The organism is Halalkalicoccus sp. NIPERK01, from assembly GCF_030287405.1.
Taxonomy (GTDB): domain Archaea; phylum Halobacteriota; class Halobacteria; order Halobacteriales; family Halalkalicoccaceae; genus Halalkalicoccus.
Genome location: NZ_JASVVV010000002.1, coordinates 185,121 through 204,329, shown reverse-complemented (window position 1 = coordinate 204,329; position 19,209 = coordinate 185,121). Strand labels below are relative to the sequence as shown.

The following is a 19,209-nucleotide window of genomic DNA, read 5'->3' as shown; positions in this document are numbered from 1 at the left end:
AGGTTGCGACCGAACCGGACGTTCGGGGAATCAACTATCCATATTCGAGTAAACGGTCGGTTCTACGGCTCGACGATCCCGTCGTCCTCGCGTTCGGGCACCGAGAGGGTCCCCGAGAGCGCCTCGACCGCACGGCCGCCGACGCGCACCGTCTCCTCGACCCGGACCCGGACCTCGCCCGGACGGTCGAGGAAGTGGCCCTGCTCGAAGCGCATCTCCTCGGGGAACTCGCTTTCGCCGAACGCGTCGACCTCGCGGAGGTACGCCCCGACCGCGCCGCTCGCCGTGCCGGTCACGGGGTCCTCCGAGATGCCCGCGGGCGGCGCGAACATCCGTCCGTGGAGGGTCGCTTCCGCCGTGAGCGTGTCGAACGTGAACGCGTACAGGCCCATCGCGCCGACGTCCTCGCAGAGGTCGGCAATCTCTCGGTCGTCGGGGGCGGCGTTCCCGAGGCCTTCGAGGAAGTTCACCGGGACCACGAGGACGGGAAAGCCGGTCGAGGATACCGCGAGCGGGAGGTCAGCACCGACGTCCGTTAGAGCTGCGCGGTCGATTCCGAGCGCGCCGGCCACCTCGTCGTAGTCGAGATCGACCCGTTCGACGCGCGGGTCGTCCTGGGTCATCCAGACCGCTCCATCCGAGCGGACCTCGATCTCGAGGACGCCGACGTTCGTTTCGAGGGTGTGTGTTCCCGCCTCGAGTTCCCCCGCCTCGAACAGGTGGGCGTGGCTCGCGATCGTCGCGTGGCCACAGAGGTCCACCTCGGTCGTGGGGGTGAAATACCGGATCCGGCGGTCCGCCCGGTCCGAATCGGTCAGAAAGGCCGTCTCGCTGACCGCGAGTTCGCGAGCGATCGCCTGCTGTTGGCGCTCGTCGAGGCCGGCGGCGTCGGGCACCACGCCGGCGGCGTTGCCCGTCAGTGGCTCCCCGGTGAAGGCGTCGACGAGGTGGATGCGTCTCTCCATGAGCGCCGTCGGGACGGCGACCCTATAGGGGTTCGGGGGCGTCGTCGCGTTCGTTCGGCTCGCGCACGGTCCGCCTCACCTCGGGGATCGGATCGAGTCCCCCGTCGGTGTCCCCGAGGACGAACAGCGCATAGTACCGGAGGTAGGTCAGGACCGGCACCTGTACGAGCAGCACCACGATCCCGAGAAAGAGGACGAACAGCGAGCCGAGGACGACCGCAACGGCCGCGACGATCGGCTCCGAGACGATCAGCGTGGTGCTCGCGGCGATGATCGCGAACGGGACGAGGAAGAACAGCGCCACGATCCCGAGCAGGAGGGCGAACAGGAACCCGACGGCGACGTTGAGCAGCAGCGCCACGAGACCGTACGCGAGGTACTGGGGCCACTGGCCGGCGAGCGTCGGCCAGAACGCCCGCCACGCGCCGAGGACGCCGGTCTCGCGCACGAGCATGACCGGCACGACGAACGCGGTGGTGGCGGCGTCGACGAGCGCGAGCAGGACGAACGCCGGGACCGAGAGCAGCGCGAGGGCGACGAGCGCGACCCCGCCGAGTTCGGTGAGGGCGCCCGTCCCGGCGGTCGCGAGGCCGAACCCGACGAGCGCGAGGGCCGGAATCAGCCCGACGGCGGTGATGGCGATGCGAAACCCGAACAGGCGGAGTCCCTCGCCCAGAAACGCCCGCGAGTAGTCCCGCAAACGGACCTCGTCGGTGCGAAGCGACTCGACGAGGACGAACTCCATGAGCGCGCCGACGAACGCGAACGCCAGCACCACGAGGAGGGCCGCCGCGCCCACCAGCCCGATCACGAGCGCGTTCTCGGCGACGACCGTCCAGAGGGCGTCGAGCGACGGCGTCACCCCCGCGTCGGTCTCCGCCGGTACGCCGGTCCCGCTCGCGCTCCCCGGGAAGCCGCTTCCCGAGCCGCCGACGAAGAAGACGATGACGGCGAGCGCGAGCAGCCGTCTCGCCGACAGCGGCGTGAGGAACTCCCGGGTCGCGACCCACGCGTCGTCGAGGTCGTCGATCGCGTACAGCGCCATGACGGGTTTTCACCGGACCCGATTAAATCCCTACCGGCGGGCGCCGGTCTCCCCCGCCCGTGGGAAGCCAGACGACTTAAACCGGGAGCGGTCCTGCAGACAGCCATAGCATGTCCGATCTCCCCGAGGAGTTCAACTGCACCATCACCAACTGGGAGTACATCTACGGACTCTGTCGGACGGTGAGCACCGAGGTCAAACGCTCGGAGTTCGAACCGGACGTGATCGTCGCGCTCGCGCGTGGGGGCTGGTTCGCCGGGCGCTGTATCTGCGACTTCCTGGGGCTCGACGACCTGACGAGCCTGAAGATGGAACATTATGTGGGTACGGCCCAGAAGAGCGGCGAGCCCCAGATCCGGTATCCGATGCCCGAGGGGTCGGTTCGGGGGAAGAACGTCCTCGTCATCGACGACATCGCCGACACGGGTGGCTCGATCGAGCGCGCCCAGGAGTACGTCACCGAGCGCGAGGCGGGCGCGGTGCGCACCGCGACCCTGCAACTGCTCCAGACCAGCGAGTTCGAGCCGGACTTCGTCGGCGAACGACTCGAGGAGTGGGCGTGGGTCGTCTACCCGTGGAACTTCATCGAGGACATGATCGACCTGATCTCGGGCGTGATGGCGAAGGCCGACGAGGAGGCGTTCTCCTCCGACGACGTCCGTCACTACCTCGCCGAGTTCCACGACGTCGAGCGCATCGAGATGGAGATCGCCCAGCCCAACAGGCTCAACGAGGTGCTCGTCGAGATGGAACGCCGCGAGGCCATCGAGCGCAGCGGCGCGAACGAGTGGCGACTCCTCGAGGAGTGAGTCAGTCCTCGCTCGCGGTGGCCGGGACGGGGCCCCGTTCGACCTCGACGTACCGCTCCTTCCAGGTTCCCCGCGCCCACCACGCGAGCGCCGCCAGACAGCCGACCACGTCGCCCATCACGACCGCGACCCAGATTCCCGTCTCGGCCCACCCCGCGAGAAACACCAGATAATACGTCAGCGGCACCCGGACGGCCCAGAGCGTGATCAGCGAGAAGACCATCGCGGTCTTGGTGCTGCCCGCGCCCCGGAAGGTGCCCAGCAGGACCTGCAGGACGCCGAGGAAGACGAACATGAACGCCGCGATTCGCAGGTACTCGACGCCGTAGGCGATGGTCGTCGACGCGCCGGGGGTGTCGGCGGTGAGGAAGACCCCGACGATGGGTTCGGGAAACAGGTAGGCGACGAGGGTGAGGGCGGCCATCACCACCGACACCAGCCCCATCGCGAGTTTCGAGGCCCGTGCGGCCCGGTCGGGCTTCTCGGCCCCGAGGTTCTGTCCGACGACGGTATCGATCGCCTGCGAGAGCCCCATCGCGGGCAGGAAGACCAGCGAGATCAGCCGGTTTCCGAGCCCGTATGCGGCGACGATCTCCGGGGGGAAGGCGACGACCATCCCCGTCAGGACGACGAACGCGAGCGACGAGGACGACTGCTCGACCGCGCTCGGGGTACCCAGTTTGACGATGTCGTTCACGTGTTCGAAGCGGGGGGCGAGATCAGCGGGCTGGATGTCCGGGCCGGCGTCGGTGTAAAAGAGGACGTAGAGTCCCAGTCCCGTGGCGACCGCGCGCGCGGTGATGGTGGCGACCGCCGCGCCCTCGATCTCCAGACGGGGGAGGGGTCCGACCCCGAAGATCAACAGGGGGTCGAGCGCGACGTTGATCGCGACGCTGACGACCATCACGCGCATGGGAGTGCGGGTGTTGCCGTAGCCACGCATGATCGATACGAAGATGAAGAAGCCGAAGAGGAAGGGCAAGCCCAGGAAGTAGATGCGCATGTAATCCGCGGCGAGCGGGACGATCCGCTGTTCCGTACCTGCGCCCGCCGGGAACAGCGAGAGCAGCCAGTCGGTCGAGAGATACCCCAAAACAGCGAGGGCACACGCCAACAGGGTGACGAACGCGAGGGTTTGGCCCGCGATCACGTCGGCGCTCCGGCCGCTTTCTGCCCCCGTATACTGGGCGACGAGGATCGCGCCGGCGGCGGTGAAGCCCCCGCCGACCGAGATCAGGAAGAAAATGAGAGGGAAGGCGAGGCTCAGCGCGCCGACGGCGTCGGCCGAGACCGCGCCCAGGAACGCCGTGTCGGCGACGTTGTACGCGACCTGCAGCAGCTGGATGACGACCATCGGCCACGCGAGGCGGACCATCGGGCGGACCAATCCGCCCTCGGTGAGCGAGCGTTCGCGGGCCGTGGACACTACTACGAACCGAAACCATCGGGACTATATCTGTCTTGTGGACCGCCTCCGGCGGACTACCAGACCGACTCGTGGAGCGCGAGGGCCTCCTCGCGATGGAGCGGGCCCTCGACCTCGGTCACTCCATCGAGGATCTCGCTTGCACGGACGCCCGGTTCGTGGCCGGTGAACGCGGCGATGTCGCGCCCGGAGGTCGCGTAGACCACGCGCTCGAAGGCCGCATAGCGCATCCCGCCGGCGCACATCGGACACGGCTCGGTGCTGGTGTACATCGTCATCTCCTCCCGTACTTCGGGATCGTACTCGCGCACGGCGAGGTGTGCGAGGTTCAACTCGGGATGGCGGCGGACGTCGTCCTCGGTGGCGACTCGATTCGAGTCCTCCATCACGATCTCGCCGTCGTGGACGAGGACGGAACCGAACGGGTTGTCGCCGCGTTCTGCGGCCTCGCGGGCGAGTTCGATGGCTCGGCGCATGAATCGTTTCTCGGACATACGGTGAGATGGCGCTACCGGGAGGTGGCCCTTCCGGTCGGATCCAGCACGGTTTTGTAGCGCCTCCCGAGAAAACAGGGTATGATCGGCTTCATCGGCGGCAGCGGCATCTACGAGGCACTCCCACTCGAGAACACCCGCGAAGAGTACGTCGAAACGCCCTACGGCGAACCGAGCGCCCCCGTCACTATTGGCGAGTTTTCCGATACCGGTCGGGAGGTCGCCTTCCTGCCCCGACACGGCCCGGACCACGGGCGCTCGCCGACGAACCTCCCGTACCGGGCGAACATTTACGCGCTCAAAACGGTCGGCGTGACCCACATTTTCGCCTCGAACGCGGTCGGATCGCTCAAAGAGGGCCTCGAACCGGGGACGCTCGTGATCCCCGACCAGATCGTCGATCGCACCCGCCACCGCGAGATGACCTTCTACGGCGAGGGTATCGTCGTCCACCAGCCCTTTACCCACCCCTACAGCCCCGAACTCGTCGATCACCTGACCGGGGCCGCAACGAAGGCGACCGACGCCGAGGTCTCGAAGGGCGGGACCTACGTCTGCATCGAGGGTCCGCAGTACTCCACCCGGGCCGAAAGCGAGTTCTATCGGAGCCAGGGCTGGGATTTAGTTGGTATGACCGCGATCTCGGAGGCGAAACTCGCCCGCGAGGCCGAGATCGCCTACGCCACCGTCGCCGGCGTCACCGACTACGACGTCTGGAAGGAGGGGGGCGAGGTCACCCTTCAGGAAGTGCTCGAAAACGCCGAGAGGAACCAGGAGGCGATCGAGGTGGTCGTTGAGGAGGCGATCCGAACCCTCCCCGAGGACCACACCTGCGAGGCACACACCTCCCTCGAAGGCACTGTCAACACGCCCACGGAAGCGATCCCCGAGGAGACCAGAGAACGGGTCGATCCGCTGGTCGGCGAGTATCTCTGAGGGCCCTCGGTGCGGGTGGCGGGCAAAAGCGGGGGGTCGTTTTCAGGCCTTCACCTCGTCGGCGGGTTCGGACCGACCGCGGTTGCCGGGCAGGAGTTCGTGGTCGAAGATCGCGTACTCCAGCGCGAGGCGGCCGGGACCGCTGAAGACGAGGGCGATCGAGACGAGCATCAACACCAGGGTGTACTCGTAGCCGCCGTTGCCGACGGCGAAGCCGCTGGGAGTGTGGACGAGCCAGGTCGCCACGAGCATGTCGATCGCCAGCAACACCGCCGCGTACCGCGTGAACAGGCCGACGAGCAACAGCAGGCCGACGACCAACTCGACCAGACCGACGATCCACGCGAACAGCGTGGGCGATGGGACGCCGAGGCTCGCGAGAAAGCCCGCAAAGCCCCCGATTCCCGTCGCCTCCGGCCCGACCGCGAACACCTTCCCGGCCCCCGAAACCAGGAAGACGAACCCGAGCGCGAACCGCAGGAACAGCGGGCTCCAGCCCCGTACCGCACCGTCCTGAACTCGTGTCCCCATGTGAATTACCTACGGCTAGTCGTGTTCTCCTTAGAAGATAAACATTTTTGAGAACGTTCTGACCGGACGGTTGCCTGACCCTTCGGTCACCGCCGTTCGTTCAGTTGCCGCGGACGTAGTCGAGCGCCGAAACGAACTCCTCGGGATCGACGCGCCCCTCGGTTTCGGTCAGCCGCTCGCGGAGTCTAGTGGGTGACATACTCTGTCATACTACGTGATCCACAATAAATGTATTGCTACTTGCTACCACGACGCAGGCTCAGTCGGCGATCGCTTCCGTTCCCTCGGCGGCCGCGGCGGGGTTCTGCACCCAGAGGTCGCCGAAGAGGTCGTCCTGCTGGAGGCGGACCTGTCCGCGGTGAGCCAGAAAGAGCAGCGCGAGGAACGTCTCGACGCGCGACCCGCCGGCCTCGCTGATCTCGGCGAAGAGGATCTCCTCGCGCCCGGCGCCGTACTGCTCGTCGAGCGCGCCGTAGACGGTCGAGATCGTCTCCTCGATGTCCTCGCCGTGGGCCGTTCCCGTCACGTCCTCGGCGGTGGGTTCGTCCTCGGCGCGGAACTCGTCGGCGGCGTGGTAATCGAGCGTCTGGACCCCCCGCTGGAAGCCCTTCGGCGACCCCGAGGTGTCGTACTCCCTCGACTCCTTCCACCACGAGTCGCGTTCGGCCTCCCGGAGCTCCCTGACTAGCTCGTCGAGCGTCTCGGGCGACCCGCGGGCGTGCTTGCGGTCGAGTCGGCGCTCCATCTCGCGTTCGAGGTCCGCGATGGGGTCCTCCGGAAACGGTTCCTCGAACTCCCCGCCCATCCGCATCTCGGCCTCCCAGTCGTCGAACTCCCCTTCCTCCTCGTCCTCGGCGAGCAGTTCGTCGCTCTTCATCCGCAACAGGACGCTCGCGTAAAAGAGCGCTCGGCCCGACGTTCGGAGGTCCGCCGCGTCGAGTTTCGCGAGGAAGGCGTCGGTCACCTCGACGATGTCGATGTCCCACGGTTCGATCTCGCCCTCCTCTGCGAGCTGGACCAACAGCTCGACGGGTTCGCTCTCCTCCGCGGACGCCGGCGGCTGGACGATCTCAGTCATCGGCGCTCGCGGCCTCCTCGGCGGTTCCTGCGAGGTCGATCCCTGTGACGCTGCTGACGTTGTTCCCCTGCATGGTGACGCCGATGGCGCGTTCGGAGCGTTCGAGCATCGCCGACCGGTGCGAGACGACGATGAACTGGGCGTCGCTCGCGAGTTCGTCGACCAACTCCCCCACCCGCTCGGCGTTCGCCGCGTCGAGGAACGCGTCGATCTCGTCGAGCGCGTAGAACGGCGCGGGGTTGTAGCGTTGGATGGCGAAGATGAACGCCAGCGCCGTCAGCGACTTCTCGCCGCCCGACATGGCGTCGAGTCGTTGAATGGGCTTATCGCCCGGCTGGGCCTTCATCGTCAGCCCGCCCTCGAAGGGCTCTGCCTCGTCCTCGAGGTGTAGTTCGCCCGTTCCCGCCGAGAGTCGGGAGAAGATGTCCCGGAACTGCTCGTCGATCGCCCGGTAGGCGTCCATGAACGTCTCGCGTTTCTGGCGTTCGTAGGAGTCGATCCGATCGGTGATCCCCTCGCGTTCCTCAACGAGCACGTCCTTTCGATCCGTGAGCGTCTCCAACTCGCCTTCGACCCGGTCATATTCGTCGATCGCGAGCATGTTCACCGGCTCTAAGGCCTCCATCTCGTCTTCGAGTTCCGCGATCCGGCCCTCGACCGTCTCGTGATCGGGAATCTCCTCGGGGTCGTACTCGCCGACCTCGCTCTTGAGGTCCGCGATGTCGGTTTCGAGCCCGCGGGCGCTCGCCTGCAGGCCTTCGAGTCGGCTCTCGACCGACCCGACGCGCTCCTTGCTCTCGTCGCGCTCGTCGATCGCCTCTCCCAGAGTGCCCCGAAGCTCGCGGCGCTCTGCTTTCTTCTCGGTGAGCTCCGCTTCGAGCTCCTCGACCGCCTCGCGTTTCTCCTCGAGAAGCCCCTCCTGCTCCTCGATCTCCGCCTCGAACCCCTCGATCCGCGCCTCCTGTTTCTCGATGCGCTCCTCGGCGCTCGACGCCTGCTCGTCGAGGTCCGAGATGGCGTTCTCCGCGTACTGTCTCTCGAGTTGGAGTTCGTTGAGTCGGGCGTCGTGCTCGTCGAGGTCGTCCTCCAGGTCGTCGATCTCGTCGTCGATCTCCTCGAGCTGGGCGGTCAGCTCGGGGATCTCCGAGTCGGCGAGTTCGCCCTCGAGCTCCGCGATCTCGCCTTCGAGCCGTTCGATCTCCTCGGTCGCCTCGGCGATCTTCGACTCGATCTCGCCCATCCGCTCGTCGACGTCGCCGCGAGCCTCGGTTAGCTCCTCGATCTCATCCGCGAGCCGCTCGGCTTTCGTCTCGCGTTCCTCGATGGCCTCGCGTTTCCTCTCGATCGCGCCCTCGATCTCTCGGACCTGGTCGGCCGCCTCCGTCTTCCGGTCGCGCGCGCTTTCGAGTCGTTCCTCTGCGTCCCGGAGCTCCGAACGCACCGACTCGCGGCGGTCCTGCAGGCCGGTGATCGCCTCGGCGACCCGCTCTAGCTGGCCCTTGCCCGACTTCGAGAAGGAGTACCGGGAACCGGAGCGACTCCCGCCGGTCATCGCGCCGCTCTTCTCGACGAGTTCGCCTTCGAGCGTCACCAGTCGGTACTGCCCCATCAGGTCGCGGGCGGTGTCGATGTCCTCGACGACGAGCGTGTCCCCGAGCACGTACGAGAAGACGCCCGAGTAGGCGTCGTCGAAGTCGACGAGGTCGTACGCGAAGTCGATCACGCCCTCCGCGCGCGGCGGCGAGGACAGCGAGCGCGTTCGCATCTCCGTCAGCGGGAGGAACGTCGCCCGGCCCGCGTTGCGCGACTTGAGGTGCTCGATACAGCGTTTGCCGACGCCGTCGTCGTCGACCACGACGTTGGCGAGCCGGCCGCCCGCCGCGGTCTCACACGCGGTGGCGTACCGCGAGTCGACACCGCCCAGCTGGCCGACGGTGCCGTGGACGCCCTCGAAGTCCGCGTTGAGGATCGTCGAGACCGCCCGCCCGTAGGAGCTATCCCCGCTCTCGCCGGCTCTGGCTTCGAGTTCGGCGTACTCCTGCTGTTTTCCCTGCAGGTCGTCCTCGATCGAGTCGAGCTTCCCCTGGAGGTCGCGTTTCTCCCCTCTGAGGTCCTCGACCACCGCGTCGATCTGCTCGCGGTTCTTCGCCGCGCGCTCGCGTTCGTTCTCCAGGTCGCCGATCTCGGCTTCGATCTCCGGGATCCCGTCGAGGGCCTCCTCGCGTTCGGCTTCCTTCTCGCTTATCGCGTTCGACCGGCGGCGCGCCTCGTCGAGCAGGCGGTCCTGCTCGCGCTGGTGTTCGTTTCGCTCGTCGCGCGCCTCCTCGAGGACGGCCTTCTTCTCCTGCAGATCGGCCTTCAACTCGTCGAACTCCGTGTCGACGTTATCGATCTCCTCCTCGATCCCCTCGCGTTCGGCCTCCCTCTCCTGGATGTCGGCCTTCACCGAGGCCTTCTCCAACTTCGTCTCGCGGATCTCCCGGTCGAGGTCAGCGATCGTCTCCTCCTTCCGGTCGATCCCGACGAACGCCTCCCTACGGTCGTTTTCGGCCTCGCTGATGGCCTCCTCGCTGTTCTCGATTCTCCCCTCCAGCCGGCTGATCTCGCCTTTGACCTCCTCGATCTCGCGTTTGATCGCCAACTGCTCGTCCTCGCCCTTGCGCTCGATCTCGGCGTTTAAGTCCTCTAGGTCCTCTTCGAGGCGGGTGACGGCCCCCTGCTTCTCGTCGAGTTCCCGCCGGAGGGCGTCCAACTCGGCGCGCTTCTCCTCGATCCGACTCTCCTTGGCGTCGAGTTCCGCGCGCTTTTCCTCGAGTTCGGCGGCCTTCAGGTACCCCTCGAACTCCTCTTTCTCCTCGCGCAGGCTCTTGTACTGCAGGGCCGTCTCGCGTTCGTCCTCGAGTTGGTCGAGGCGGTCCTGTTTCTCCTCGATGCGGAGTTCGGCCTCCTCGATGCGCTCCTTGACGGTTTCGAGCTCCTCGAAGGCCGAGTCCTTCTTCGCGTCGAACTCCGCGACGCCCGCGATCTCGTCGATGATTTCTCGACGCTGCCCGGCGGTCATGTTGATGATGCCGGTCACGTCGCCCTGCATGACGACGTTGTAGCCCTCGGGGGTGACGCCGGCCTGCGCCAGCAGGTCCTGGATGTCCGAGAGATTTACTGACCGATCGTTGAGGTAGTAGTAGGAGTAGTAGTTGTCCTCGGTCCGTTTGACCCGCCGCCGAACGGAGATGGTCTCGACGTCGCCGATGTCGTCGCTGCCGGCGGCACTGACGACCTGCTCGCGCGCGAGGGTGCCGTCGGCGTTGTCCAGCACGACCTCGACGCTGGCCTCGCGGGGGCCTTCTTGCGAGCCCTCGCCGTCGTGGCCGGGGTTGTAGATGAGGTCGGTGAGCTTCTCGGCGCGGATCCCGCGCGCTCGGGCGAGTCCCAGCGCGAACAGGACGCTGTCGATGATGTTGGACTTGCCCGAGCCGTTCGGGCCGCTGACGGTGGTGAAGTCCTCGTAGAAGGGGATTCGGGTCTTCCTGCCGAAGCTCTTGAAGTTCTCGAGGACGAGCTCTCGAATGTGCATGGTGGGGACGGACGCGGCTACGCGACGATGATGTCGTCCGCTGCGTCGTCTTTCGGTTCGTCCTCCTCGCTCCTATCGGTTTCGACTCCGATCTCGCGTCCCTCGACGGTCGTCTCCTCCTCGTGCTGGGATTCGAGGACCCGGATCCGTTCGTTCGCCTCGACGAGCTCCTCGGTGAGCCCGCGGACGGTGGCTTCGAGCTCCTGAACCCGGGACTCGAGATCCTCGACTCTGTTCGACATACCCTCATTACCTCGCTCGCCGGACATAAACCTGTGTCAGACACGTGTCCGCCGTCCAACCAGTCGGGTCCGCACGCGCTCCCGGTAGCCTTTATGCGATCCGGGCCGAAGCCCGCCCAATGAGTGCGCAGGCGACCCAGGAGCGCGATCTCGCGGTCGTGATCGGGCTCGAGGTCCACGTCCAACTCGAGACCGACACGAAGGTGTTCTGTGGCTGTTCGACCGACCTGGCCGACGCCGATCCCAACACCCACACCTGTCCGACCTGTCTCGGCCTTCCGGGGGCGCTGCCCGTGCTGAACGAGGCCGCCGTCGAGTCGGCGGTGAAGCTGGGAAAGGCCATCGACGCCGAGATCCCCGCCGAGACGCGCTTCCACCGGAAGAACTACTACTACCCCGACCTGCCGAAGAACTTCCAGATCACGCAGTACGACGCCCCGCTCTGTCGGGACGGCGAACTGGAGATCACGGTCGAGGGCGAGCGCCGAGCGATCGGGATCGAGCGCGCCCACCTGGAGGAGGACCCCGGCAGCCTCCAGCACGAGGGCGGGAACATCGAGACCGCCGATCACACCCTCGTGAACTACAACCGCGCCGGGATCCCGCTGATGGAGATCGTCACCCGGCCCGACTTCCGGAGTCCGCAGGAGACCCGCGCGTTCCTCGCGAAACTGGAGGAGGTCCTCGAGTACCTGGGGATCTTCGACAGCCAGCGCGACGGCTCCCTGCGAGTCGACGCCAACATCTCGCTGGTCCCCGAGAGCGAGGTCGAGGCCGACGGCTCGATCGGCGAGGAGGCCCTCGCCGAGGCCAACCGGACCGAGGTGAAGAACATCTCGAGCCACAAGGGCGCGGAGAAGGCGCTGGCCTACGAGGTCACTCGCCAGCGAAACGCCGTCCGACGCGGGCGCGAGGTCGAACAGGAGACGCGCCACTGGGACGAATCGAGGGGGATCACCGTCTCGATGCGCTCGAAGGAGGAGGAGAAGGACTACCGCTACTTCCGGGAGGCCGACCTCCCTGTCCTGCGGGTGGCCGACTGGAAGGAGGCGATCGCGATCCCCGAACTGCCCGACGCCCGACGCGAGCGCTTCCGCGAGGAGTACGGCCTCGGCGAGGAGGCCGCCGCGAAGCTCACCTCGACGAAACAGGTCGCGGACTTCTACGAGGACCTCGCGGGCGACTTCGACCCCGACCTGGCGGCGACGTGGGTCGCCGACGACCTGCTGGGGGAACTCAACTACCGCGACATGGCAGTGGCCGACGTCGAGGACCGACTGGCCGAGGTCCGACGGCTCGTCGAACTGGTCTCCGAGGAGGAGATCACCGCGAAGAACGCCCGCGAGGTCGTCCTCCGGGAGATGCTCGATTCGGGGGCCGACCCCGACGCCGTCGTCGAGGCGGAGGGGTTGGGCAAGACCGACGACGAGGCGGTCGCCGCCGCCGTCACGGAAGCCATCGAGGAGAACCCCGAGGCGGTCGCCGACGTCGAGTCGGGCGACGACGGCGCGATCAACTTCCTCGTCGGGCAGGTGATGGGCAAGACGGGCGGCAGCGCCGACCCCGGACAGGTCAACCGACTGCTACGCGAGCGCCTCGAAGGATAGGATCTAGAACAGCGCGGTCGCGACGTCGAAGGCGAACTGGACGCCCATCATGCAGGCTTCGCTCGTCGGTTCTACGATCTCGAGTTCCGTCGTCGTGGTGGATGCGTCGGTCGTCATCGATTCGTTCACCCGCCCGAGAACGCTAATACGTTTCGGTCGAGTCGGCCCATCGACGCCGCCGAGCGCACGGCTGGCGTCGGCCTCGGAGCCGTCGCCCGTTTTCACCGGATGAAACCCGCCGCCGCGATTGATGCCGCCTCCCGGCCAACGAGGCATCATGGATTTCGACGAGTTCACCGGACAGGTCCAGCACCGCCTCGAGTTCCCCAACACCGGCAGGACCCTTCGGGCGATCCGAGCGACGCTCATGACCCTCGGTCAGCGGATCCCCGAGGAGGCCGCCGAGGACCTCGCCGCCTCGCTTCCCATGGAGATCCGTTGGTACATGACCGGTGCCGTCCACGACCACGGCCAGCGCTTCGATTGGAGGGAGTTCGTCTCGCGGGTGGGCGAGATCGAACGCGCCGACCCGCCGGACGCGGCCTACCACGCACGGGTCATCGTCGACCTCGTGAGCACGCTGGTTCCGCCGTCCGACTTCCAGCAGCTCCGTGACCAACTCCCGGAGGGCGAGGACGACGAGAACTGGCAGAAGCTCTTCGAGGTCGTCGATTCCGGGGGGTGGAAGGACGCACGAGAGGCCTGAACGGCGGTCCGCAGTCAAGGGTGAATTCTTCACCTTCCCTCGCGTACCCTCGGTATGTACGAGCGAATCCTCCTCGCGACGGACGGGAGCGACGGCGCTACCGCGGCGGGAGCGCACGCGGTCAGCCTCGCCCGACGGTACGGGGCCGAACTCCACGCGGTCTACGTCGTGGAGACCAGAACGGGCTACGACAACGCCATCGTCGATCCCGAGGTCGTCCGTCGGAACCTCCGGGAGGAGGGCGAGGCGGCGCTGGCCGCGGTCGAAACCAGGGCCGGGTCGGACTCGGTCGTCACCTCGATCCGGGAGGGGGTTCCACACGAGGAACTCCTCGCGTACGTCGACGAGATGGACATCGACCTCGTGGTCGTGGGCTCGAAGGGCCGGTCCGCGTTCAGGACGATCCTGCTCGGGAGCACCACCGAGGCGGTCCTGCGGGCGGACGCCGTGCCCGTCCTGGTCGTCAACGACGACACGGGCGGGTCGACGCGACCGTGACGGGGTTCGTACCGTCGGGACGCCACGGGTGGCGCGCCACGAACCGGACGGTCCCACCGACGGGGCCACGGAGCCGTTACGACGCCCGTTTCACGACCAGTACCGGCACGTCGACCGTTCGAAGGACGGTCGAGGCGACGCTGCCGAGGAGCCCTCGCCCGAGGTTCGACCGGCCGCGCGATCCCATGACGACGAGGTCGACGTCGTTCTCCGCGACGTACTCGCGGACGCCGGCGGCGGCCCCCTCGAACGACGTCGTCCGTTCGACGGCCGTGTGTACCGCCAGGTCCGGGTCGGCGTCCGCTACTTCGTCCGCGACCCTCTCGACGGCCTCCCGACCCTCCGCCTCGAGGCGCTCGACGAACTCCCGCTCGAGGCCGCCCGCGCTGAACGCCCCGCCCGCCGCCTGGAGGTCCACGACGTTCAGGACGTGGACCTCGGACCCGTAGTTCCGTGCGACCGCGGCCCCGTACGGGGTGGCCGCCTCGGCGTTCTCGCTCCCGTCGGTCGGGACGAGGATCCGGGCGTAGTCGAGTTCGACCGTCGGCTCCCCGTCCGGGACGACGAACACGGGGACGTCGCTGCTGTAGAGGACCCCCTCGGTGACGCCGCCGAGTAGCCGCTTCCCGAGTCCCGTCGTCCCCTGCCTCCCGATGACGACGAGGTCGGCGTTTCGCTCGGCGGCGTACTCGCCGATCCGGACGGCGGGCTTCCCCTCGGTCAGTTCCGTCGTGACTGGATGTCCGAGTTCCGACGCGAGTTCCTCGATCCCCGCGAGCGCCTCCTCGCCGCGTTCTCGAAGTCGCTCCCGCTCGGCGGCCGTCTCCGTGAGGCGGAGCGTCCTCCGCTCGACGACGTAGAGGACGTCGACGGTCGCGTCGAACGCCCGCGCGAGTTCGAGGCCGCACCTCGCCGCGTGCGTGGCCTCGTCGCTTCCATCGACCGGGATCAAGAAGTGGTCGTACATCGTTCTAGACGGGGGTTGGGCGCACACGCCCTTTACCGTTTACCGGTGGGACGCCGCCCTCGCCGGTGTGAACCGTTCCCTGTACACCCCCCTCGACGGGTCGGTCGCCGCCCCGTCGATCGGCCGATCCGGCGACTCCGACTTCGAACACATCCCCTGCCGGGTAAACCACTATGTCGGTCGACGCCGAACGTCGAGCAGCATGTCAGACAAGACGTCCTACGAACAGGATCTCTCGCGCAACGAGGCCGCGGACAACCTGCAGGCGCTCGCCCGCGAGATCCGCGGGGAGGGGGCGGCAGACGTCACCGTCGGCAACAAGAGCGTCGCGCTCGACCCGGCCTCCGTCATCGAGTACGACATCACGGTCGAGGAGCGCTCCCCGATGCTCGGCGGCGAGCGCGAGACGATCACCGTCACCCTCGATTGGGAGGTCGAGGAGACCGACTAGTCCGCCCCGCCAACACGACGTTGACGACGACGCCGACGAGCAGGATCAGCGCGCCGAAGTAGAGCCACAGCAGGAACAACAGCGCCCCGCTTATCACGCCGAAGACGGCCGTGATCGTCGTCACCGAGGCGTAGAGCCGGAACAGCCACTGGAGGAGCGCCCAGCCGACGGCCGCGACGAGCGCGCCCGGCAGCACCTCCCGCGGGGTCACGTCGACGTTCGGGAAGACGTAGTACAGCGGGAAGAAGGCGACCAGCAGCCCGCAGACGAGCAACAGCGAGTCGACGACGCCCGAGTAGCTGAAATCCGGCAGGAGCGTGAACGCCCCCGCGGTGAGGACGGCCGCGAGAAGCGCGAGGACGATCGCGGCCAGCGCGAGCAGGCCGTCTCGCAGGCGCTGGCCCAGCGAGGTCTCCTCGCGGGGGGTGCCGTAGAGCTGTGAGAAGGCGATGTCGATCCCGAGGAACATCCGGAAGGCGGCCCACACCAGGACGAGCGACCCGACGAGCGAACTCCCGACCCAGCCCACCGCGCCCGTGATCGCCTCGGTGAGCAGGTTCTGGCCGGCCGGGCTGAGGTACAGGCGGGTCAGCGCGAGCAGGTAGCGCGCGACGGTCTCGCCGGCGAACAACGAGGCCGCGACGAGGACGAGCAACAACAGCGGCACCAGCGAGACGAACGCGTAAAACGCGAGGCTGCCGGCGAGAAACGGGAGGTCCTGTCGGCGCACCTCCCGTCCGATCTCCACGACCACCTCGTACGCCTCTCGCATTCGCTCGCCCTACTCGCCTGCCGGGGAAGGACGTTCCGATGCCGCGATTTCCCGCCGCTCGCGCCGCGATCCCGTAATCGACGCGAAACGTTTAGGCCCCGTCTCGGCGTAGCGCCGCCAACCCGCGCATGGAACTGATCATCACCGAGAAGGACAACGCCGCCCGCCGGATCGCCGACATCCTGAGCGGCGACTCGGCCGAGGTCGAACGAACCAACGGGGTGAACGTCTACCGATGGGGCGGGAGGCGCTGTATCGGCCTGTCGGGCCACGTCGTCGCGGTCGACTTCCCCGCCGAGTACAGCGACTGGCGCGACGTCGAACCCGTCGAACTGATCGACGCCGAGGTGGAGAAGACCTCCACCCAGGAGAACATCGTCCGCACCGTCCGCCTGCTCTCGCGGAACGCCGACCGCGTGACGATCGCCACCGACTACGACCGCGAGGGGGAGTTGATCGGCAAGGAGGCCTACGAGATCGTCCGCGACGTCAACGAGAGCGTCGATATCGACCGGGTGCGCTTCTCCTCGATCACCGAGGGCGAAGTCAAGAACGCCTTCGAGAACCCCGACGAGATCGACTTCGATCTGGCGGCCGCGGGCGAGGCCCGCCAGATCATCGACCTCGTGTGGGGCGCGGCGCTGACCCGGTTTCTCTCGCTTTCTGCCCGCCAACTCGGCGACGACTTCATTTCAGTCGGCAGGGTCCAGACCCCCACGCTCAAACTGATCGTGGACCGCGAGCGCGAGATCGAGGCGTTCGACCCCGAGGCCTACTGGGAGATCTTCGCCGACCTCGCGAAGGGATCGGAGAGCTTCGACGCCCAGTACTACTACCTCGACGACGAGGACAACGAGGCCGAGCGCGTCTGGGACGAGGAGCGCGCGAGGGCGGTCTACGACGCTCTGCGGGAAGCCAGCGAGGCCAGCGTCGAATCGGTCTCGCGCCGAACGCGAACCGACGCGCCGCCCGCGCCGTTCAACACGACCCAGTTCATCCGCGCGGCGAGTTCTATCGGCTACTCCGCGAAGCGCGCGATGAGCATCGCCGAGGACCTCTATACGGCGGGCTACATCACCTATCCCCGGACCGACAACACGGTGTACCCCGAGGACCTCGACCCCCGGGAACTGCTCGCGGCCCTCTCGAACGACCGCGCCTTCGGCGAGGACGCCGAGACGTTGCTGGAGCGCGATGACCTCTCGCCGACCGAGGGCGACGAGGAGACGACCGACCACCCGCCGATCCACCCGACCGAGGAGCTTCCCACCCGAAGGGAGCTTTCGGACGCCGAGTGGGAGGTCTACGAACTCGTCGTGCGGCGCTTCTTCGCGACCGTCGCCGACCCCGCGCGCTGGGAGCACCTCAGGGTCGTCCTCGAAGTGGGCGAGCACCGCCTGAAGGCCAACGGCAAGCGCCTCGTCGAGCCGGGCTATCACGCCGTCTATCCCTACTTCAGCACGAACGAGAACTTCGTCCCCGCCGTCGAGGAGGGCGAGACCCTCGCCGTCGAGGAGGTTCGCATCGAGGACAAGGAGACCCAACCCCCACGGCGCTACGGCCAGTCGCGGCTGATCGAGACGATGGAGTCGATGGGGATCGGGACGAAAAGCACGAGACACAACACCGTCGAGAAGCTCTACGACCGGGGGTACATCGAGAACGACCCGCCGCGGCCGACGAAACTGGCGATGGCCGTCGTCGAGGCCGGCGAGGAGTACGCGGATCGGGTGGTGAGCGAGGCGATGACCGCCCAGCTCGAAGAGGACATGGCCGCCATCGCCGCCGGCGAGAAGAGCCTCGACGAGGTGGCCGACGAGTCCCGGGAGATGCTCGAACGGGTGTTCGACGACCTGATGGAATCGCGCGAGGAGATCGGCGACCACCTCCAGGAGTCGCTCAAGGCGGACAAGACCCTCGGGCCGTGTCCCGAATCCGGCCACGACCTGCTCGTGCGCCGCTCGCGCCGGGGGTCGTACTTCGTGGGCTGTGACGGCTATCCCGACTGCGAGTACACGCTGCCGCTTCCGAACACCGGCAAGCCGCTCATCCTCGACGAGACCTGCGACGAGCACGGCCTGCGCCACGTGAAGATGCTCGCGGGCCGGGGCACGTTCGTCCACGGCTGTCCCCAGTGCAAGGCCGACGAGGCCGACGAGGAGGACGACCGGGTCATCGGGACCTGTCCCGAATGCCACGACGAACACGGCGGCGAACTCGCGATCAAACAGCTCAGGAACGGCTCGCGGCTGGTGGGCTGTACGCGCTATCCCGACTGCGAGTACTCGTTGCCCCTCCCGAGACGCGGCGAGATCGAGATCACCGACGAGCGCTGTGAGGAACACGCATTGCCCGAACTGCTCGTCCACTCGGGCGACGAACCCTGGGAGCTGGGCTGTCCGATCTGCAACTACCGGGAGTACCAGGCCAGAGAGAGCGGGTCGGGGACCGACCTCGAATCCATCGAGGGCGTCGGCGCGAAGACCGCGGAGAAGCTCGCGGCGGCGGGCGTCGAGAGCGTCAGCGACCTCAAGGACGCGGAGGCCGAGACGGTCGCCGCCGAGGTCGAGGGCGTCAGCGAAGAGCGCGTCCGCAAGTGGCAGGCGAAAGCGGGCTGACGCCGCTACTCACCGTTCTCGCCGCCCCCGTCTTTGGCCTGTGGATCGAACTCGTACTCGCGGAGGGTGTCGGGGTCGATCTCGTCGAGCACCCGTTCGTGGGTCGCCTCGAGCACCAGTGGTGGTGCCGTATCGGCCTCGCGGGCCTCGATCCAGCGCGGCAGACAGAGACACCAGCGGTCGCCCGGTTCGAGGCCCGGAAAGTTCAACTCGGGCTGGGGCGTCACCAGGTCGTTGCCCTGCTCCTTGCTGAACGCCAGAAACCCCTCGGTCAGCACCGCACAGACCTCGTGACGACCCGGATCGCGCCGGAGGTGCCGACAGTGGCCGTCCCGCAGGAAGCCGGTTTCTGGATCCTCGCTGCAGGGGCGGAGTTCGACGCCGTAGACGTTGCGGTCTGGCTCGTCGGTCATGCGTGTGGGTTCGGCTGCGGGGGGAAAACGGTGGCTACTCCGGTCGATAGCGTTTAGTTCGTCGCGGGACAGCGCCG

The 19,209-nt window shown here is 67.4% G+C and carries 18 protein-coding genes; 7 read left to right on the top strand and 11 right to left on the bottom strand.

Going from position 1 to position 19,209, the window contains the following annotated elements; all coding sequences use genetic code 11:
- Positions 1-62: 62 nt before the first annotated feature.
- Positions 63-965 carry a PhzF family phenazine biosynthesis protein gene (locus QRT08_RS07060; protein WP_286045228.1) on the bottom strand — a complete coding sequence of 301 codons (903 nt, stop codon included), beginning with the start codon at positions 963-965 and terminating at the stop codon, positions 63-65.
- Positions 966-987: 22 nt separating this feature from the next.
- A complete protein-coding gene (locus QRT08_RS07055) occupies positions 988-2,010 on the bottom strand; it encodes a DUF7544 domain-containing protein (protein WP_286045227.1) in 1,023 nt (340 codons plus the stop codon).
- A gap of 110 nt (positions 2,011-2,120) precedes the next feature.
- Here QRT08_RS07055 and QRT08_RS07050 point away from each other — a divergent pair, with 110 nt between their 5' ends.
- Entirely contained in the window at positions 2,121-2,819 is a 699-nt protein-coding gene (locus QRT08_RS07050; protein WP_286045226.1) for a phosphoribosyltransferase, read from the top strand.
- Between the two features lies 1 nt (position 2,820).
- On the opposite strand, the gene QRT08_RS07045 is transcribed toward QRT08_RS07050, so the two are convergent.
- Both QRT08_RS07045 and QRT08_RS07040 read right to left on the bottom strand, forming a co-directional pair.
- Positions 2,821-4,194: an MATE family efflux transporter gene (locus tag QRT08_RS07045; RefSeq protein ID WP_303650259.1), complete on the bottom strand. Its 1,374-nt coding sequence runs from the start codon at positions 4,192-4,194 to the stop codon at positions 2,821-2,823.
- 107 nt (positions 4,195-4,301) lie between these two features.
- Positions 4,302-4,739 (bottom strand): nucleoside deaminase, encoded by a 438-nt coding sequence (locus tag QRT08_RS07040; RefSeq protein WP_286045224.1) that lies wholly within the window; start codon positions 4,737-4,739, stop codon positions 4,302-4,304.
- Positions 4,740-4,820: 81 nt separating this feature from the next.
- Between QRT08_RS07040 and mtnP the strand changes: the two genes are divergently transcribed.
- Entirely contained in the window at positions 4,821-5,675 is an 855-nt protein-coding gene (gene mtnP / locus QRT08_RS07035) for an S-methyl-5'-thioadenosine phosphorylase (protein ID WP_286045223.1), read from the top strand.
- 42 nt (positions 5,676-5,717) lie between these two features.
- Here mtnP and QRT08_RS07030 read toward each other — a convergent pair whose 3' ends face one another.
- From QRT08_RS07030 to QRT08_RS07015, 4 genes are all read right to left on the bottom strand, one after another.
- Entirely contained in the window at positions 5,718-6,206 is a 489-nt protein-coding gene (locus tag QRT08_RS07030) for a DoxX family protein (RefSeq protein WP_286045222.1), read from the bottom strand.
- A 259-nt stretch (positions 6,207-6,465) separates the two neighbouring features.
- Positions 6,466-7,284: a segregation and condensation protein A gene (locus QRT08_RS07025; RefSeq protein ID WP_286045221.1), complete on the bottom strand. Its 819-nt coding sequence runs from the start codon at positions 7,282-7,284 to the stop codon at positions 6,466-6,468.
- Positions 7,277-10,858 carry a chromosome segregation protein SMC gene (gene smc, locus QRT08_RS07020; protein ID WP_286045220.1) on the bottom strand — a complete coding sequence of 1,194 codons (3,582 nt, stop codon included), beginning with the start codon at positions 10,856-10,858 and terminating at the stop codon, positions 7,277-7,279. The genes QRT08_RS07025 and smc overlap by 8 nt, the downstream gene beginning before the upstream one ends.
- Before the next feature lie 17 nt (positions 10,859-10,875).
- Positions 10,876-11,100 (bottom strand): DUF7518 family protein, encoded by a 225-nt coding sequence (locus tag QRT08_RS07015; RefSeq protein ID WP_286045219.1) that lies wholly within the window; start codon positions 11,098-11,100, stop codon positions 10,876-10,878.
- Between the two features lie 119 nt (positions 11,101-11,219).
- Here QRT08_RS07015 and gatB point away from each other — a divergent pair, with 119 nt between their 5' ends.
- From gatB to QRT08_RS07000, 3 genes are all read left to right on the top strand, one after another.
- The gene (gene gatB / locus QRT08_RS07010) at positions 11,220-12,707 is read left to right on the top strand and encodes an Asp-tRNA(Asn)/Glu-tRNA(Gln) amidotransferase subunit GatB (RefSeq protein WP_286045218.1); all 1,488 of its coding nucleotides are present in this window, start codon (positions 11,220-11,222) and stop codon (positions 12,705-12,707) included.
- 277 nt (positions 12,708-12,984) lie between these two features.
- The gene (locus QRT08_RS07005; protein ID WP_286045217.1) at positions 12,985-13,413 is read left to right on the top strand and encodes a DUF2267 domain-containing protein; all 429 of its coding nucleotides are present in this window, start codon (positions 12,985-12,987) and stop codon (positions 13,411-13,413) included.
- A 54-nt stretch (positions 13,414-13,467) separates the two neighbouring features.
- The gene (locus tag QRT08_RS07000; RefSeq protein ID WP_286045216.1) at positions 13,468-13,911 is read left to right on the top strand and encodes a universal stress protein; all 444 of its coding nucleotides are present in this window, start codon (positions 13,468-13,470) and stop codon (positions 13,909-13,911) included.
- A 76-nt stretch (positions 13,912-13,987) separates the two neighbouring features.
- On the opposite strand, the gene QRT08_RS06995 is transcribed toward QRT08_RS07000, so the two are convergent.
- Entirely contained in the window at positions 13,988-14,878 is an 891-nt protein-coding gene (locus QRT08_RS06995) for a universal stress protein (protein ID WP_286045215.1), read from the bottom strand.
- A 202-nt stretch (positions 14,879-15,080) separates the two neighbouring features.
- Between QRT08_RS06995 and QRT08_RS06990 the strand changes: the two genes are divergently transcribed.
- Positions 15,081-15,329, top strand: a complete 249-nt coding sequence (locus QRT08_RS06990) for an amphi-Trp domain-containing protein (protein ID WP_286045214.1) — start codon at positions 15,081-15,083, stop codon at positions 15,327-15,329.
- On the opposite strand, the gene QRT08_RS06985 is transcribed toward QRT08_RS06990, so the two are convergent.
- Positions 15,295-16,101, bottom strand: a complete 807-nt coding sequence (locus tag QRT08_RS06985) for a YihY/virulence factor BrkB family protein (RefSeq protein ID WP_286045213.1) — start codon at positions 16,099-16,101, stop codon at positions 15,295-15,297. The genes QRT08_RS06990 and QRT08_RS06985 overlap by 35 nt on opposite strands.
- 128 nt (positions 16,102-16,229) lie before the next feature.
- Between QRT08_RS06985 and QRT08_RS06980 the strand changes: the two genes are divergently transcribed.
- On the top strand, positions 16,230-18,719 hold the full coding sequence (locus QRT08_RS06980; protein ID WP_286045212.1) for a DNA topoisomerase I: 2,490 nt from the start codon (positions 16,230-16,232) through the stop codon (positions 18,717-18,719).
- 5 nt (positions 18,720-18,724) lie between these two features.
- On the opposite strand, the gene QRT08_RS06975 is transcribed toward QRT08_RS06980, so the two are convergent.
- Positions 18,725-19,132 carry a DUF2237 family protein gene (locus tag QRT08_RS06975; RefSeq protein WP_286045211.1) on the bottom strand — a complete coding sequence of 136 codons (408 nt, stop codon included), beginning with the start codon at positions 19,130-19,132 and terminating at the stop codon, positions 18,725-18,727.
- Positions 19,133-19,209: the final 77 nt, after the last annotated feature.